General features: G+C 74.4%; 14 protein-coding genes. 10 read left to right on the top strand and 4 right to left on the bottom strand.

Annotated features, from left to right (window positions below; translation table 11 throughout):
* Window positions 1–27 precede the first annotated feature (27 nt).
* The 3 genes from FIC82_RS07735 to FIC82_RS07745 are packed head-to-tail and all read left to right on the top strand — an operon-like array spanning window position 28 to window position 2,608.
* Window positions 28–1,167, top strand: coding sequence for a DegT/DnrJ/EryC1/StrS family aminotransferase (locus FIC82_RS07735; protein ID WP_154798162.1), 1,140 nt, complete (start codon window positions 28–30; stop codon window positions 1,165–1,167).
* Window positions 1,168–1,208: 41 nt separating this feature from the next.
* Window positions 1,209–2,141 carry an NAD-dependent epimerase/dehydratase family protein gene (locus tag FIC82_RS07740; protein WP_154798163.1) on the top strand — a complete coding sequence of 311 codons (933 nt, stop codon included), beginning with the start codon at window positions 1,209–1,211 and terminating at the stop codon, window positions 2,139–2,141.
* A complete protein-coding gene (locus FIC82_RS07745; RefSeq protein ID WP_154798164.1) occupies window positions 2,141–2,608 on the top strand; it encodes an acyltransferase in 468 nt (155 codons plus the stop codon). Before FIC82_RS07740 ends, FIC82_RS07745 begins: the two co-directional genes overlap by 1 nt.
* Before the next feature lie 61 nt (window positions 2,609–2,669).
* On the opposite strand, the gene FIC82_RS07750 is transcribed toward FIC82_RS07745, so the two are convergent.
* Window positions 2,670–3,644 (bottom strand): Gfo/Idh/MocA family protein, encoded by a 975-nt coding sequence (locus FIC82_RS07750; protein ID WP_154798165.1) that lies wholly within the window; start codon window positions 3,642–3,644, stop codon window positions 2,670–2,672.
* Between the two features lie 503 nt (window positions 3,645–4,147).
* Between FIC82_RS07750 and FIC82_RS07755 the strand changes: the two genes are divergently transcribed.
* The 3 genes from FIC82_RS07755 to lhgO all read left to right on the top strand — a co-directional run bounded on the left by FIC82_RS07755 (window position 4,148) and on the right by lhgO (window position 8,814).
* Window positions 4,148–5,185, top strand: a complete 1,038-nt coding sequence (locus FIC82_RS07755; protein ID WP_253691592.1) for a lysylphosphatidylglycerol synthase transmembrane domain-containing protein — start codon at window positions 4,148–4,150, stop codon at window positions 5,183–5,185.
* Between the two features lie 211 nt (window positions 5,186–5,396).
* Window positions 5,397–7,532 carry an N-acetylmuramoyl-L-alanine amidase gene (locus FIC82_RS07760; RefSeq protein WP_154798166.1) on the top strand — a complete coding sequence of 712 codons (2,136 nt, stop codon included), beginning with the start codon at window positions 5,397–5,399 and terminating at the stop codon, window positions 7,530–7,532.
* A complete protein-coding gene (lhgO, locus tag FIC82_RS07765) occupies window positions 7,450–8,814 on the top strand; it encodes an L-2-hydroxyglutarate oxidase (RefSeq protein WP_336240498.1) in 1,365 nt (454 codons plus the stop codon). The genes FIC82_RS07760 and lhgO overlap by 83 nt, the downstream gene beginning before the upstream one ends.
* Before the next feature lie 18 nt (window positions 8,815–8,832).
* On the opposite strand, the gene FIC82_RS07770 is transcribed toward lhgO, so the two are convergent.
* A complete protein-coding gene (locus tag FIC82_RS07770; protein ID WP_154798167.1) occupies window positions 8,833–9,660 on the bottom strand; it encodes a TIGR03089 family protein in 828 nt (275 codons plus the stop codon).
* A 179-nt stretch (window positions 9,661–9,839) separates the two neighbouring features.
* On the opposite strand from FIC82_RS07770, the gene FIC82_RS07775 reads away from it, so the two are divergent.
* From FIC82_RS07775 to FIC82_RS07785, 3 genes are all read left to right on the top strand, one after another.
* A complete protein-coding gene (locus FIC82_RS07775) occupies window positions 9,840–10,169 on the top strand; it encodes a WhiB family transcriptional regulator (RefSeq protein WP_082141085.1) in 330 nt (109 codons plus the stop codon).
* Between the two features lie 132 nt (window positions 10,170–10,301).
* Complete coding sequence (locus FIC82_RS07780; RefSeq protein WP_154798168.1) at window positions 10,302–13,667, top strand: glycosyltransferase family 2 protein; 3,366 nt, start codon at window positions 10,302–10,304, stop codon at window positions 13,665–13,667.
* A 5-nt stretch (window positions 13,668–13,672) separates the two neighbouring features.
* Window positions 13,673–15,424: a DUF5719 family protein gene (locus tag FIC82_RS07785; protein WP_154798169.1), complete on the top strand. Its 1,752-nt coding sequence runs from the start codon at window positions 13,673–13,675 to the stop codon at window positions 15,422–15,424.
* A 10-nt stretch (window positions 15,425–15,434) separates the two neighbouring features.
* Here the strand turns inward: FIC82_RS07785 and FIC82_RS21300 are convergent, their stop codons facing one another.
* Window positions 15,435–16,013: a metallopeptidase family protein gene (locus tag FIC82_RS21300; protein ID WP_336240403.1), complete on the bottom strand. Its 579-nt coding sequence runs from the start codon at window positions 16,011–16,013 to the stop codon at window positions 15,435–15,437.
* Between the two features lie 113 nt (window positions 16,014–16,126).
* Here FIC82_RS21300 and FIC82_RS07795 point away from each other — a divergent pair, with 113 nt between their 5' ends.
* Window positions 16,127–16,480 carry a DUF3499 domain-containing protein gene (locus FIC82_RS07795; RefSeq protein ID WP_168731612.1) on the top strand — a complete coding sequence of 118 codons (354 nt, stop codon included), beginning with the start codon at window positions 16,127–16,129 and terminating at the stop codon, window positions 16,478–16,480.
* Window positions 16,481–16,484: 4 nt separating this feature from the next.
* On the opposite strand, the gene FIC82_RS07800 is transcribed toward FIC82_RS07795, so the two are convergent.
* A complete protein-coding gene (locus tag FIC82_RS07800) occupies window positions 16,485–17,102 on the bottom strand; it encodes a dTDP-4-dehydrorhamnose 3,5-epimerase family protein (protein WP_154798170.1) in 618 nt (205 codons plus the stop codon).
* Window positions 17,103–17,119 lie beyond the last annotated feature (17 nt).

The following is a 17,119-nucleotide window of genomic DNA, read 5'->3' on the forward strand; positions in this document are numbered from 1 at the left end:
CTAGACTGCGACGGACCTAGGAGGAACATGACACGGAACGTCGCACTCGGCCAGCCCACCGTCGGAGAGGAGGAGCTGGCGGCAGTCGCAGACGTCTTCGCCTCAGGGTGGCTCTCGGGAGCCGGGCCTGCCTGTGTCGCCCTCGAGAGCGACTTCGCGGCCGTGGCAGGCGTGGATCACGTCCTCGCGACGTCGAACTGCGGTTCCGCGCTCCACCTCGCGCTCCTGGCGCTCGGTTCCGGGCCCGGGGACGAGGTGATCGTCGGCGACTACACGTTCCCTGCGACGGGCCACTCGGTCATGTGGACCGGTGCCCGCCCGGTGTTCGCGGACGTCCGGCCCGACATCTGGTCGCTCGACCCCGCGGCCGTCGAGGCCGCGATCACGCCGCGCACCGTGGGGATCGTCGCGGTCGACGTCTTCGGCCAGCCCGCCGACTACGACGAGCTCCGGGCGATCGCCGACAAGCACGGCCTGTGGCTCCTCGAGGACGCCGCGTGCGCCGCCGGGGCCACCTACAAGGGTCGGCCGGCGGGCAGCCTGGCGGACGCCGCGGCGTTCAGCTTCCACGGGCGCAAGGGCATCACGGCGGGCGAGGGCGGGGCGCTGGTGAGCGCGCGCAAGGACCTCGTGGACCACGCGCGCAAGCTGCACACGTACGGCATCTCGCCGGCGATCGTGCGCGACGCCTCCGCCGAGCTCCCCGTGCCGAGCTTCGACGAGCTCGGGTACAACTACCGTCTCTCGGACGTGGCCGCCGCCATCATGCGGGTCCAGGTCAAGCGGCTCCCGACCCTCGTCGAGAACCGCGCCAAGGCCGCCGCCGGCTACGCGCAGCTCCTCGGTGACGTGGAGCAGCTCACGCTGCCGGTCGAGCTCGCGGACCGCACCCATCCCTGGCAGTCGTACGTGCTCACCCTCGCCCCGGAGCTCGACCGCGGCGCCGTGGCGATGGCGCTGCGCGCCCAGGGCGTCGGCTGCAACTTCGGCACCTACGCCAGCCATGTCCAGCCGTTGTACGGTGACACGGCGCCCTGCCCGGTGTCGGCCGACCTGTTCGCCCGTCACGTCGCGATCCCGATGCACGCGAACCTGACCGAGGACGACGTCGAGTACGTCGCGACCGTGGTCCGGGACGTCGTGTCGAGCGCGGCCGTCCGCCGCTGAGCACCCAGTCACTAGCCGCAACCTCGAGGAGCAGTTCCAGCATGCCTGAATCACGTACCGCGTTCGTCACGGGCGGCGCCGGCTTCATCGGTCTTCACGTCGTCCGACAGCTCCTGGAGAAGGGCTACTCGGTCCGGATCTTCGACAACATGTTCCGAGGTGACCGTGACGCCGTGGCGCAGCTCGCCTCGGAGGGCGCGGTCGAGCTCATCGACCAGGACATCCGCTACGGCGGCGCCGTGCACGCCGCCATGAAGGGCGCCACGCACGTGGTGCACCTCGCGGCCGTCTCGATCAACAAGAGCCAGGCGGACCCGTACGAGTCGATGGAGATCAACACCATCGGCGAGCACAACGTGTTCGCCGCCGCCGCCGACCACGGGGTGGAGCGGCTCGTCTTCGCGTCGAGCGCCTCGGTGTACGGAGACCCGAAGAAGCTGCCGATGCACGAGGACGACGAGCTGTCGCCCCTCACGCCGTACTGCATCTCCAAGCGGACGGGCGAGGACCTGCTCGGCTACTACCAGCGCCGGAGCGGCCTGTCGTGGATCGCCCTGCGCTTCTTCAACGTCTACGGCCCCGGCCAGAAGACCACCGCGTACTACACCTCGGTGATCAACCACTTCGTCAACCGCATCCGCAACGGCGAGCCCCCCGTCATCGACGGCAAGGGCGAGCAGTCGATGGACTTCATCCACGTCCACGACATCGCTCGCTCGGTCGTCCTCGCGATGGAGTCGGAGCAGGCGAACGTCCCCGTCAACGTGGGGACGGGCATCGACACCACGATCGCGGACCTCGCCCGGATCCTCATCGACGCGGTGGGGGCGGACGTCGAGCCGATCTTCAACCCGCGCGACGTCCTGGTGAGCCGTCGTGCTGCCGACGTGACGCGCGCGAAGGAGGTGCTCGGGTTCGAGCCGACCATCTCCGTCGAGGACGGCATGGCGGAGCTCATCCGCATGGGCGGCTGATGCCTCCGCGCGAACCGGGGCGCCTCCCGGCGAACCGGTATCACGAGCAGGCGTGGGTCGTCGGGGATCCCCAGGTCGGCGAGGGCACCTGGATCGGGGCCTTCACCGTGATCGACGGCTCGGGTGGTCTGACGATCGGCGCGGGCTGTGACATCTCCTCCGGCGTCCAGATCTACACGCACTCGTCCGCCCGGCGCTGCATCAGCGGCCGACGCTACGAGCAGGTGGACCGGGCGCACGTCACGATCGGGGACCGCGTGTTCATCGGCGCGGGCGCGGTGGTGAACATGGGCGTGACGATCGGCGACGAAGCGGTGATCGGTGCGGGTGCCGTGGTGACACGGGACGTGCCGGCCAGGACGGTCGTCACCGGTGTCCCGGCGCGGGTCGTCGCGGACGTCGTGTTCGACCAGGACGGGACGCCGACGTTCGACGCGCGCGCCGCGTCCGGGGACTCGGACACCTGACGCGACGGGGCCCTGCAGGCGAACCTGCAGGGCCCCGTCGCGTCAGGTGCGATCGGCGGCGTCAGACGGTGACGTCGGCGCGCGCCGAGGTGCTCAGCGCGCGGGACACGATGCGGTGGGACGGCAGGATCGAGGCCCGCTCCTCCTCGGCGTCCACCCGGCCCTCGACGAGGTCGACGAAGCGGTTCAGCTGGGTGACGAGCGGCTCGGCTCCGACGATCTCCGGAACCTCCATCTCGGTCGCCTGACGGAAGCCGGGACCACCGTCCCGCGGCTCCTCGATGGTCGTGTGCCGGTACGCGGTGACGCCGCGTCGCAGAAGATCCACCTCGATCATCCGGTCGAGCTCCTGGATCACGAGCGTCCGGACCTTGCGCTGCCCGATCCGGCTCGCCGACACGGTCGCGATACCACCGGACTCGAACCGCATGGACGTCTCGATGACGTCCTCCGCCCCGGGCGCCGACGAGGGGTTGTAGTGGCCCACCTCGACCGCGAGGCTCGCGGGGTCGGCGTTGCCGAAGAACCGGCTCACGAGGTCGACGTCGTGGACGAGCAGGTCCCACGCCACCCCCGTCCGGATCCGGGGGGCGTACGGGGAGTGGCGCTCGGCCCGGATGAGGTAGGGCTGTTCCACCATGGACAGGGCGACCATGACCGCGGCGTTGTAGCGCTCGAGAAGACCGCACATCACGGGGACGTCGGCACGCCGCGATGCCTCCAGGATCTCCTCCGTCTGCTCGAGCGACGGGCAGACGGGCTTCTCGACGAGCAGGGGCAGCCCGGCTCCGATCACGTCCTTGGCGATCGTGTAGTGGTGCTCCGTCGACGCAGCCACCACGACGGCGTCGACGCCGTCCAACGCGTGCAGGTCCGGCGCCCAGCGCGCACCGTAGCGGTCTGCGACGGCGCGACCGGTCTGCTCGCTCGGGTCGATCACGAGCGCGAGCTCAGCAGCCGGTGAACCGGCGATCACTCGTGCGTGGTTCTGTCCCATCGAGCCGGCGCCGACGAGTGCGATGCGTGGAGTTGCCATCTGGCCTGGACCTTCCGTTGTGCGGTGGCGACCGCCGCGACGTCCCCGGCGGTTCGTGGGGCGGGAGGGAGGCGGCTCGACGGCCCGTGCTGCGGGCGCCGGACGGTCTCGCGGGACCGTCGTCGCGCACGCGTCCCCGCGCCGCGGGGTGACCCCGTGAGCATACGAACGGCCTACCTTCCGGTGACTGTGCGACCACGAACGATCGCGAGCGCCCGACCGCGGTTCGTCCGTGACCTCGCCGAGACCCTGGTTAGAATCGGCGGGTCAGCTGTCGTCGCCCCATCCTAGTCACGTCACCGTGCGCGTGGCCGTCCGTCGCCGGACGAGCGGGCCGACTCGTGAGCCGCCCGCGGAGCGCACCCTGCGCCGCCGAGAAGGAGTCCTGTGGTCCGGGAGCCCGCCACGCCGTCGTCGTTCGTCGCGCTCGGGAGCCGCCGGCTGCTCGGAGGGGCGACCTGCCCCCGGAGAGGCCCGCAGCCCTGGACCGGAGGGAGAGCCGCGTGAGCGACGAGTCAGCGCACGCCGTGACGGGAACGCCCGTCGAGTCGGACGAGACGCCGCCCACCCCGGGTGCCCCCGCGAAGGGGCGCCGCGAGCTGCTTCTCAACATCGCGCGCTACCTGCTCCTGGCGGTCGTCGTCGTCGCGGCACTGGCCTATCTCTGGACCAACTGGGACGAGGTCGCCCCCCGTCTCGCCGAGATCTCGCCGTGGACCCTCGCGCTGTCGCTGGTGGCGGTCGTGGTCGGGATCGGTTGCGCGACCATGAGCTGGCAGGTGCTCGTCGACGACCTGGGCAAGCCGATCGGCGCGGGTCGTGGCGCGCAGGTCTTCCTCGTCGGTCAGCTCGGCAAGTACCTTCCCGGGTCGGTGTGGGCGTACGTCCTGCAGCTCGAGCTGGGGCGCAAGGCCGGCCTGGCGCGGGCACGCGTGTTCGCCGCCACCGTCTTCTCGATCGCGGTGGCCATCGTCGCGGCGCTGCTGGCGGGTGCTCTCGCGGTTCCGGAGATCGTCGAGGACCGTCCTGACCTTTCCTGGCTGTACTGGTTCTACCTCGCGCTGCCCGTCGCGCTCGTGTGCCTCCACCCGCGGATCCTCACGGCAGCGGCACGGTTCGGGTTCAAGGTGCTTCGTCGTCCGCGGCCCGACCACCCGGTCTCCTACCGCACCGTGCTGACCTCCCTCGCCTGGGCGCTCGCGTCGTACCTGAGCAACGGCGCCCACCTGTGGCTCCTCGCCCGCTCCGGCGCTGCGGACCTCGGGTTCCGCGCCTGGCTCTTGTGCGCAGGGGCGATGGCGATCGCCATGCTCGCCGGGCTCGTCGCCTTCGTGCTGCCGTCCGGGGCGGGGGTCAGGGAAGTGGTGATCGTCGCTGCGCTCTCGCCGTTCGTCGGCGTCCCCGCCGCGGTGGCCTACGCCACCGTCTCACGTCTCCTCTTCACCGTCGCCGACCTCGCGACGGCCGGCGGCGCGGCCCTGCTCGCCGTCTGGGCGAAGCGCAGGCTCGGCCACTACCACGGTGACCCGGGCATCGACTGAGAGTTCCTCCTACACTGGCCGGGGGCCGGTCGAGGAGGTCGGGCCCCCCGCGCGAGGAGGGGGTACGACGATGTCAGGTGTTCGACGGAACCGAGGGGTCGTTCACACGGCCGTGGCGGCGCTGGTCCTGACCGCGGCCGTCGGGGTCGCCCCTGCAGCGGCAGGTTCGCCTCCCGCCCCGACGCCGGCGGCGGCCCCGACGGCGACGCCGGTGGTGTCCGCAGACGGTCTCGCGCATCCCGACGTTCCCGCCCAGAGCCCCGACACCGACATCGCCGAGATCCCGCTCGAGAGCGAGGCGGTCGTCCCGCAGGAGGCTGCCGGGGACGTCCCCACGGACCTCGGCGCCGCGGCGGCGCTGGACGACGAGCCCCTTCTCGACACCGTGGACGCCCGGCAGGTCGACGTCGCCGGAGCCGACCTCGTCGGTGTCACCTGGACGGGGCCGGGCCCCGATCGGGTCGAGGTGCGCTCGCAGTCGACCGCCGGGCGGTGGAGCGACTGGACGGTGCTCGAGGGCGAGCAGGACCCTGACGGGGACAGCGGGGGGACCGACCCGTGGTGGACCGGGGGCAGCGCCTCCGTGGAGGTGCGCGCGTGGCGGGACGGCTCATCGGTGGCCGAGGAGCTCTCCGTCGCGGCGATCAGCACGGCGGTGACGTCGGTCGACCGGGATCTCGCGGCGCAGGCTCCCAGCGCCGGGGTGGCTTCGGGCGGCCGGGGGAGCAGCGTCGGTTCGCCGGCGCCGTCGACTCTCGCGTTCGCACCCGCTCCCGCCATGCCGGCGGTGATCACGCGGGCGCAGTGGGGCGCCGATCCCGCGCTGATGACCTGGACCCCCCAGTACGCGAACTCGACGCTCGCCGCGGTGCTCCACCACACGGCCGGCTCGAACACCTACACCCCGGCACAGTCCCCGGGGATCGTCCGCGGCATCTACGCCTACCATGCCGTCTCGCGCGGGTGGGGAGACATCGGGTACAACGTGCTCGTCGACCAGTACGGGCAGATCTTCGAGGGACGTGCGGGTGCTCTCTCGCTCCCGGTGACCGCCGCGCACGCCGGCGGGTTCAACACGGGGACCTTCGGCGTGTCCATGATGGGGGACTACTCCTCGGTGGCCCCGTCGGCGGCGATGCGCGAGTCCGTGGCGCGCATCATCGCGTGGAAGCTCGGGGGCTCCTACCACTTCGGTGCGTGGGAGATCGAGCGCTACACGACACCTGGCCACTCGACCTCCAAGTTCTCCCCGGGGCAGGTGGTCCAGATCTACCGGATCCTTGCGCACCGGGACGTGGCGTACACGTCGTGCCCGGGGAACGCGGGGTACTCCATCCTGCCGTGGCTGAGGAACCGGGTGACCGAGCTCACCGCGTCCGCGCGTACACAGATCTGGAGCAACTGGAACCGGCTCGGGGGGTTCGGCGGCGCGTGGGGCGCGGTGCACCAGGTCGAGACCGACGTCTCCGGGGGATCCGCCGCGTACTTCTCCGCCGGCTACACGGTGACCTACCAGCCGTCGGTGGGCGTCCACCAGATCTCGCCGCGCATCCGGCCGGGCTGGATCGCGGGCGGTGGTCTCGGTGCGGCAGGGTTCCCGACGACGTTCGAGTTCGCGGTGGGGGACGGGCGGGGACGAGCCCAGGAGTTCCGGGGTGCAGGGTCGGTGATCTACAGCCCGACGACAGGGTCGCGCTGGCTCTCCGGCGCGCTGCGCAGCGAGTGGTGGCGCACCGGCGGGGCCACCGGGTCGCTCGGCTATCCGACGCGGTCCCAGGGCGCGGTCGGTGACGGGAGAGGGCTCTTCCTCGAGTTCGAGAAGTCGGGGTCGATCGTGTGGACGCCGACGACGGGGGCGAGGACGATCGCCGGCCCGACCAGGAGCTACTGGTGGAGCAGGGGCGGAGCGACGGGTGGGCTGGGCTACCCCACCACGAGCCAGGCCCGCACGAACGACGGACGTGGGGTCCAGACCGACTTCGAGAAGGGGGTGACCGTCGTCTGGAGCGAGGCGACCGGAGCGCACTCGGTCTGGACGACGATCCGTGACAAGTGGCGCCAGGCGGGTGCGGCCGCCACGGTCGGGCTCCCAGACGCAGAACCGGTGAACTTCAGGACCCGCGCGGGGGGCTACAGCTCCTTCTCGACCGGCTCGCTGATCGTGTGGAGCTCCGGCACCGGCGCCCGGCTCGTGCCGCAAGCCTTCAAGGACGCGTGGCGCGCCCGGAACGCCGAGCGCGGCTACCTGGGCCTTCCCGTGTCAGATCCGCAGGTCTCCGGGTCGACGACCACCCAGCGGTTCGAGGGCGGGACCTTGGTCCTCTCCGGCGGGGTGGTCACCGGCTGAGCCTCCGAACCCGCAGGTACCGTCGCCCTCGGGACGTAGACTCTGCGTCGGCACCGGCCGGGCGGCCGGTGCGTCGAGACGGAGAGAGGTGCCGGACGTGCCGCACGTCGTAGTGGTCGGAAGCGGGATCGTCGGGCTCGCGTCAGCCCGTGCGCTGGCGCAGCAGGGACACGACGTGACGGTCCTCGAGAAGGAGGAGCGTCTCGCCTCGCACCAGACGGGCCGGAACTCCGGGGTGATCCACTCCGGCCTGTACTACAAGCCCGGGAGCCACAAGGCGCTCATGAGCAGAGCGGGCGTCCGGTCGATGACGGCGTACGCCGAGGACCGGGGGATCGCCCACGAGATCTGCGGCAAGCTCGTCGTCGCGACCCGCGAGTCCGAGGTGCCCGCGCTCCGGGCCCTCGCGGAGCGGGCCCAGCAGAACGGCGTGCCGAGCCGTCTGGTCTCTGCCGCCGAGGCGCGCGAGCACGAGCCCCACGTCGCGGCCGTCGAGGCGCTGCGGGTCGACTCGACGGGCATCATCGACTACCCGGGCGTCTGCGTGGCGCTCGCCGAGGACGTCACCGAAGCCGGGGGCCAGGTCCTCCTGGGCGCGCGGTTCGAGAGGGCACGCTCCACGACCGACGGCGTCGACGTGCTGACGTCGCAGGGGAGGATCTCCGCCGACTGGCTCGTGAACTGTGCTGGTCTCCAGTCGGACGTGGTCGCCCAGCGTTCGGGCCTGGTTCCCGAGGCGAGGATCGTCCCGTTCCGCGGCGAGTACTTCGAGCTCGTCCCAGGTCGGGAGGATCTGGTCAGGGGGCTCATCTACCCGGTCCCGGACCCGGCACTGCCGTTCCTGGGCGTCCACCTGACGAAGATGATCAACGGTTCGGTGCACGCCGGCCCGAACGCCGTCTTCGCGTTCGCCCGCGAGGGCTACCGTTGGCGCGACGTGAACGTGCGCGAGACGGCGAGCGCGCTGGCGTGGCCCGGGCTGTGGCGCCTTGCCGGCCGGTTCGGCACGACAGGTGTCGGTGAGGTCGTGCGGTCCGCCTCACGACGCGTCTTCGCTCGCTCGCTGGCACGCCTGGTCCCGGACATCGGCGTCGACGACATCACCCCGTCGCCCGCGGGCGTGCGGGCGCAGGCACTGCGCCGCGACGGGACGATGGTCGACGACTTCCTGATCCAGCGGGCGCAGAACCAGGTGCACGTGCTCAACGCCCCGTCGCCGGCGGCGACGTGCGCTCTGGAGATCGCGGACCATGTCGCTCGCCAGGTGACGCAGGGCGCCTGAGCCGGCGTCCGCCGGCGGTCACGCGGTGTCGCCGGCCCGGAAGCGCTCCGGCAGGTCGGTGACCCCCTCGCCGTCGACGAGTCGCCTCGCCCGGTCGGGCGAGGCGACGAGCGCGTCGCCTGCGGCGGCGGACACGAGCACCACGGACCCTTCGGCGCACCACGTCCCGACGGCTGCCACGAGCACGTCGCTCGCGCGCTCGACGGGTGCTCCCGGGTCCGGGGACTCGAGAAGGACGCGCCCACCGCCGCGGCTGGGGCGGACCAGCTCGTCGTGGCGCAGGAGCGACCCCGACACCGTCTCCACCGCGGTCGACCGCAGATCGACGACGGGCACCCAGCCGACCTGGTCCCCGTAGGTCATGACGGCGGACGCGGCGTCGATCGCCCCGGCGGGGAGGTCGCCGTCGAACCGCCGCGCGAGCGCGGGCAGGGAGACGGCGACCAGCTCGGCACGGGTGCCGTGCCAGCTGCCCGGGCGCGTCGTCACGACGACGTCCGGTCGCGTGGTGCCCTCGTCCGTCGTACGGTCTTCCTCGGCGGCCACGAGGACGACCGTCGCTCCGACGCGCCATGCGGCCAGCGCCCAGACGATCGTGCGCCAATGCACCGGAAGGTCGAGAACGACTCGTGCACCGGGGCCGGCGTCGAATTCCTCGACGAGAAGGTTGGTCGTCTTGTTGACCCAGTTCTCGAGCACTGCGCCCGAGAGCTCGACGCGCTCGCCGTCGTCGCCGTACCACGTGAGGCGGGGGCGGCCGGGCTCGCGCGTGAGGAGTCGGAGCAGGTCAGCGACGTGCGCGGGGCGGTCCGAGCGAGGGCCGGGGGGAGGGGGAGCTGTCACCATGGACACCACCCTAGAACGCTGATAGCGGCTCCCGACATGTCGGAATTTCACCCCTCGCCTCCTCGTCGCTATCACATTTCGGCTTGACGCCCGCGGACGACACGCGTGTAATTTCTTCAATGCAGTTTCCGGCGGGGTTCTCGCCACGAGGCCCGGCGAACGGCATGAAGGGGCGCACGATGTGGAACATGCTGGACGGGACGGGAGGGGTCTTCCCCTCCGACGCTGAACGAGAGGTGGAGCGCGTGGCACCGGTGCTGCCGCTCTTCGGCGAGCCGGTCGACGACTCGCTCATGGGATGGCAGGAGCGGGCGCTGTGCGCCCAGACCGACCCGGAGGCCTTCTTCCCGGAGAAGGGCGGGTCCACGCGCGAGGCGAAGAAGGTCTGCACCGGCTGCGAGGTCCGTGCGGAGTGCCTCGAGTACGCGCTCGAGAACGACGAGCGCTTCGGCATCTGGGGCGGTCTCTCCGAGCGGGAGCGTCGCAAGCTCAAGCGCCGCGTCGTCTGACGCGACGGCACGCCGACCGGCCGGGCGCGCTCGCGCCGTCGGGCCGTCCTGTGACGGGGTGACGACGCCCCGCCACACCGGGGCGCGCAAATACCGCGCTGGGGGCCGTGTCCGTCGCATGATCGACGGGACATGACTTCCTCCGACCTCACCACGCCCGCGCGCAGCGCACGCCCCGGCGACGTCACCCCCGGGGCGGCCGCGCGTGCCGCCGCGGTGCCGGGCCTCGTCGCGGCACCCGAGATCGTCGCTGCCGTCACGGGGGCGCTGCCGGTGGTCACGACCGTCACCGCGGTCGTCGTGACGCGCGGGAGCACGCCGTTCCTCGCCCACACGCTGGCCGCGCTGCGCCGGCAGACGACGAGCCCGCGCGACGTCGTCGTGGTCGACGCGGCGACGGGCGACGTCGGCGGCGAGCACGACGGGCTCCAGCTCGGGGACGCGCGGTTCGTGGCCGCCCCCCGCGCGCGCTCGTTCGGCGACGCGGTCGACGTGGCGCTCGCGCACGTCGATCCGGGCACGTGGCTCTGGCTCCTCCACGACGACTCGGCACCGGCCCCCGACGCGCTCGCCGAGCTCCTGCGCGCGGTCGAGCACTCCGCCGCGGTCGCGGTCGCGGGCCCGAAGCAGGAGCGCTGGACGGTGGGCACGGGGACCGAGCCCGCCCCGCCGTTCGAGCCCGGGTCCGCGAGCCGGCTCGTCGAGGTGGGGGTCACCACGACGCCGCTCGGCCGCCGCATGACGGGCATCGACGAGGACGAGATCGACCAGGGCCAGCACGACGCCCGCGACGACGTCCTCGCGGTCGGGCTCGCGGGCGCGCTCGTGCGCCGCACCGTGTGGCAGGAGCTCGGCGGGACGGACCCCGAGTACGGGCCGTTCGGGGACGGTCTCGACCTGTGCCGGCGCGCCCGCCTCGCCGGCCATCGCGTGATCGTCGTCCCCTCCGCGGTGGTGCGGCACGCGCAGGCGTCGCTGCTGGGTCTGCGGGAGCGCCGCCGCGGGAGCGCGACGGTCCCGGCCCCGGACCCCGACTCCTCGTACGTGGCGCGTCGCCGGGCGCAGCTCCACGCCCGGCTGGTGGGGGTCGCCGCGCCGTGGCTGCCGTTCGTCGCGCTCGCGATGGTCCTCGGCGCGCCGTTCCATGCCGCGTACCGCCTGCTCGTCAAGCAGCCGGGGCACGCGCGCGACGAGCTCGTCGCGCCCCTGTGGGCGCTCGTCCGGGTGGGACCCGTGGCGCGCGCCCGCCGCCGGGCCCGGCGGACGCGGCGGCTCCCGCGCCGCGCCCTGCGCGCCCTGCGCGGGACGTGGCGCGAGGTGCTCGCGGAGCGCCGGGACCGCCGCCTGGCCCGCGCGGAGCGCCGCCGCACCGCGTGGGCACCCACGGACATCGAGCGACGCGAGCTGCGCGCCCTCGCCGTACGTCGCCGGGCCGGCCTCGCCGGCGCGGTCGTGGCGCTCGTCGCGTACTCCGCCGTCGTGTTCGGCCCGCTGGTCGGGTCGTTGCTCGCCGGCGGGCGCCTCGTCGGCGGGTCTCTCCTGCCTGCGACGGGCACGCTCGGCGACGTCTGGCGCGCCGCGACGACGGGCTGGGTCACGACCGGGCTCGGCGCACCCGCCCCGGCCGACCCCTACGTCACGGCCCTCGTGCCGGCGTCGCTCCTCGCCGGGGGCGCGACGCAGAGTGCGGTGAACCTCCTGGTGCCGGCGTGCTTCGTGGTGGCCGGTGCCGGGGCCTGGTTCGCGGCCGGCGCGGTCGTGCGCTCCGTGCCCGCACGCGCCTGGGCGGTCGTGGTCTGGGTCGCGGCTCCCGCGCTCCTCACGGCCGTGGGGGGCGGACGCGTCGGGGCGGTGCTCGTGCACGCGACCCTGCCGTGGCTCGCGCTCGCCGTGGTCCGCGCGCTCGGCCTGCAGCGCGTCGACGTGGTCGCCCCGCCCACCGCCGACGGCGTCCGGCGGGGAGCGCGGCCCGAGCCGGGATCGCTCGCCGCGGCCGCCACGGCCGGGCTCCTGTTCGCGGTCGTCGTCGCCGGTTCGCCCGTCCTCCTCCCGGTCGGCGTCCTCGTGCTCCTGGTCGTCGCGCTCGGCGTGCGGTCCCACCGCCGCTACCTGGCGCTCGTCCCCGTGCCTGCCGTCGTGCTCTTCGCGCCGTTCCTCGTGCACGTGGCCCGGACGGCCACCGACGGCGGGTGGCGGCTGCTGCTCGCCGACCCGGGGGCGCCGGCCGCGGCCACGGCCGCGGACCCGTGGCAGCAGCTCCTCGGGCTGCCGACCTCGCCGGACCCCTGGTTCGGGATCGAGGGCGGCGGGACGCTGGACCTGCTCGCCCGGTGGGCTCCCTTCGTGGCCGGAGCCGTGGTCGTCGGGCTCGCCCTCGTGGCGGTGCTGCGCGGGCGCCGCCTCGCCGTCGGCGCGTGGTTCGTCGCGGCGCTCGGGCTGGCCACCGCGGTCCTCGCCGGCTCGACGGTCGTCGCGGCCGGGGCGTCGCCGGACGACCCGGTGACGGGCTGGCCCGGCGCCGGGGTCTCGCTCGCGCTGCTCGCGCTCCTCGGCGCCGCGCTCGCCGGCGCCCCTCGGCTGCCCGACGGCGGCGCTCCCGCCTGGCAGACCGGCGCGGTCGTCGCGCTGGGCCTGGTGATGACGCTGCTCCCGCTCGGGAGCGCGGCCTCGTGGACGGCCGGGGTGCTGCAGCGGGACGACGCACGCGTGGGCGCGGTCCGCGCGACGACGGCACCCGTGGTCCCACCCGTGGGCCGCCAGATGCAGTCGTCCCCGAACCAGGCCCGTGTCCTCAGCCTCGAGCTCGGCCCCGGCGGGGTGGTCGAGTACGCCGCGCTGCGCTCGGACGGACCGCAGGCGGTCGACTCGTCGGTCGTCGTGCACGCGTGGCAGACCGCGGACCCCGGCGCGACCGAGGGCGACCTGCCGCGCCTGGTCGCCGAGCTCGTGTCGGGCACCTCGGCGGACGTGACGGACGGCCTCGGGCGCCTCGGCGTCGGCGCCGTCCTCCTGCCCGCCGCGGGGGAGACGGACCAGGCCCGCGCCGAGCTCGTGGCGCGGCTCGACATGGTGCCCGGGCTGGAGCGGATGACCGAGGGCCAGGCGGGGCTCGTGTGGCGCGTCGCACCCGAGGGCGGCGAACCGTCCTGGGCGCGCGTGGTGTCCGGCCCCGGGAGCGAGCCGCTCGCCGCGGACCGCGAGGCCCTGCGACCCGTGGACACGACCGTGGGCGACGGGCCCCGGGACCGCGTGGTCGTGCTCGCGGAGGCCGCGTCGTCCGGATGGCGCGCGACGCTCGACGGCCGGCCCCTGCAGGCGGTGGACCCGGGGACCACCGGGGGGCTGCAGGCGTTCGACCTCGGTCCCGACGCGGGACACCTCGAGGTGTTCCACGCGGCGGACCACCGGTCGGGGTGGATGACGGTGGCAGGGGTGACCCTGCTCGTGTACGTGCTGCTCGCGGTGCCGGTCCGGCGCCGGCGGGCGGGAGTGAGGTAGACGCGGTGCCGACGGACGAGACAGCTCACGAGGGCGGGTCGCGCGGGGCGCCGCCCGGGCGGGCGCGCGCGGTGCTGCGCCGGGTCACGACGACCGGCGCGGGACTCGTGGGCGTGCTCACGGTGGGGGCCGTGGCGGCGCTCGGCGCGACGGGGGCGACGTTCCTCCCGGCCGCGCCCGCCCCCGCCGACCCGGTGCAGCAGGTGACGGTGGAGCCGGCCCAGGAGCTCACGGTCTGCCCCGGCCCCGCACGCCTCACCGACCCCGAGACGGTCGGCGACGCGCAGTTCGGCCCCGCCCCGGTCGGCACGACGAGCGCCCTGCGCGCCGTCGTCGAGGGTGACGGGTCCGCGGAGCTCGGCGCGTTCGACGGCACGGCCACGCGGGACGGGGCGCAGGAGCTCGAGCGGTCGCAGGGCGCCGACGCCACGGTGGCCACCGTCGAGGACCCGGCCGAGGGGGCCGTGCTCACGGTCCGTCCGGGCGCCGACGACGCGCCGCGCGTCGCGGCGTCGATCGGGTCCGTCACGACCGCCGGGGACCTGCGCGGCCTCGCCGCCGCGAGCTGCTCGCGCCCCGGCATCAGCCAGTGGCTCGTCGGCGGGAGCACCCAGATCGGCAGCAGCGCTCAGCTCGTCCTGCAGAACCCCGGGCTCACGCCCGCCGTCGTCCAGGTCGACGTGTGGGGGCAGGGGGGCGAGGCCGTGCTCTCCGGCGGCGGCCGACACCTCGTCGGACCGGGCGAGGAGGTCGTGACGCTCGTCGAGGCGGCGGCACCGGAGCAGCGGCGCCTCGTGGTGCACGTGACGGCGTCGGGCGGGCTCGTGTCCGCCTACCTGCAGCACTCGACCCTCGACGGGCTCGTCCCGCTCGGCGTCGACCTCGTCGTCCCCGGGGCCGAGCCCGCCCAGGACCTGGCGCTCGCCGGCGTCACGAGCGTCGGCGAGGCGGTCGACGACCCGCACGCGCCCCAGCTCCGCCTCCTCGCCCCGGGCGAGACGGGAGGGACCGCGCGCGTCACCGTCTACGGCGAGGACGGCGCGGTGCCGCTGCGCGGCGTGGAGGACGTCGCCCTCACGCCCGGGGTCGTCACGGACGTCTCGCTCGGCGGCCTTCCGGAGGGGTCGTACGCCGTGGCCGTGCACGCGGACGTCCCCGTCGTCGCGGGGGCGTCGGTCGACCGGCGCGGCGAGCCGGACCCCGACCTGCTGCACGAGGAGCGCCAGTACGACCGCGCCTGGATCGCCGCGCGGGCGGTGGCACCTGCACCCGCCGGCGACCCGGACGGGGTCGGCGCGCCCGGCGACGAGGACGCCGCGCGGGCCGGCCAGGTCGCGCTCGTCCCCGGGACGACGTCGGAGCTCACGCTCGCGGCGGTCCCGACGACGGTTGTGGCGGACGGTGGCGACGACCCGGCCGGCCGCCTCGAGCTCCGCGTCCGCGCCTACGACGAGGACGGCGCCGAGATCGGGTCGACGACCGTGACGCTCGCCGCCGGCACGGCGCAGACGCTCGACCCGTCCACGCTGCGCGACCAGGGATCGGAGGCCGTGGTCGCCGCCGTGACGGTCGACGTCGTCGGTCCGCGCGGGGACCTGGACCCGGTCTGGTCGGTCACGGCGAGCGCCGGTCCGCCGAGCGGCGACGACGGCGACGAGACGCCGAGCCTGGTGTCCGTGCTGCTGCCCGTCACCGACGCGCCCGCGCCCGGCGCGGTCGCGGTCCGCGCCACGGACACCGCGGGCCTCGGGGACTGACTGTCGTCCCTCAGCGGTCGCCGGTGTACCGGGGGTCGATCTCCTCCGGGGTCCGCGCGAGCAGGTGCGCGACCTGCTCGACGAGCACGTCCCGCACGAGGTCCTCGAGGTCCTCGGCGTCGAACGCGCGTGCCTCGACCGGGCGCCGGTAGACGACGATCCGCGCGGGCTGGCCCGACTCCGCGGGGAAGCACCGGCCGAGCGGCACGCCACCGTCCTCCCACGGTGCGGGGTCGGACGGCGGGACGTCCTCGACCGCGAACTCCGTCCCGCGCAGCTGCTTCGCCCACGAGTGCTCGACACGTTCCACCACGTCGACGACGACGTCGTCGAACTTCTCCGCCCGCGTCCGGCTCGCCGGTGCGGTGGGCGGCAGGAGCGGCCCGCGGATCCCGCGACCACGGCGGTCCCGACGTCGCGGCACCGGGCCCTGGCCGCTCGGCCCCGGTGCGCGGGGAGGGATGACGAGCTCGTCGAACGAGACCGGGGGAGGGGCGGCGGCACCGCTCCGTGACCAGCGGTCGCGGGCCCGGCGCCCCTTGCCGGCGGGCTCGGGCCGCGAGCCGGGGGACGGAGAGTTGCCACGCACACGACGACTGTAGCCCGCCGACGCCCGCCGCAGCGCGCCCACCTGCGGCGGCGTGGGGTCCCGGACGGCGTGTGCCGGTCCCAGTACACGCCCGGAGGGCGTAAGGTCAGCGCGTGAGATCCGTCAGGCAGTGCTCGCGCACGGCGTGCGTCCGTGCCGCCGTCGCGACCCTCACCTACGTCTACGCCGACTCCACGGCGGTCCTCGGCCCGCTCGCGCACCTCGCCGAGCCCCACAGCTACGACCTGTGCGCCGAGCACGCCGAGCGGCTCACCGCGCCGCGCGGCTGGGAGGTCGTGCGCCTGTCGCCGCAGTTCGTCGAGACCGGCCCGAGCGCCGACGACCTGTCGGCGCTCGCGGACGCGGTGCGCGAGGCGGGCAAGGTCCGGACGGAGCCCGAGCCGCCGGACGTCACCGAGGTCGGACGACGCGGCCACCTGCGCGTGCTGCGCGCCGAGGGCGACTGACCCGTCAGGCCCTGAGCGTGCGCACGAACGCGTCGACCTCCTCGGCGCGCGGCAGCGCACCGGCCTCGAGCGCGGCCCGGAGCGACGGGGCGGCGGCGTCCTTCGCGGAGAACGACGGGACGAGCGCGCGCCCGTGCGGCCCTGTCGTCGGCCAGTCGATCGCCAGGTCCGGGTCGGTCGGGTCCACGCCGTGCTCACGCTCGGGCGCGTAGCCGCTCGAGCACAGGTAGACGACGGTCGACCCGTCCTCGAGCGCCATGAACGCGTGCCCCATGCCTTCCGGGAGGAAGACGGCGCGGCGCTCGTGCGCGTCGAGGGTCACGGCGTCCCAGCGCCCGAACGTCGGGGAGCCGACGCGCAGGTCGACGACGACGTCGAGCACGGACCCTGCGACGCACGTCACGTACTTCGCCTGACCGGGCGGGACGTCGGCGTAGTGCACGCCGCGGACCACGCCCGCGGCGGACACCGAGGCGTTCGCCTGCGCCAGGTCGAGGTCGCGACCGGTCGCCTCGCGCAGGGCCGGGGCCTTGAACCACTCGAGGAACACCCCGCGCTCGTCGGCGTGCTGGCGCGGCGTGAGCTCCCACGCCCCGGGGACGGTCAGCTCACGGGCGTTCATGCTGCTCCTCGATAGGG

The organism is Cellulosimicrobium protaetiae, from assembly GCF_009708005.2.
GTDB lineage: Bacteria > Actinomycetota > Actinomycetes > Actinomycetales > Cellulomonadaceae > Cellulosimicrobium > Cellulosimicrobium protaetiae.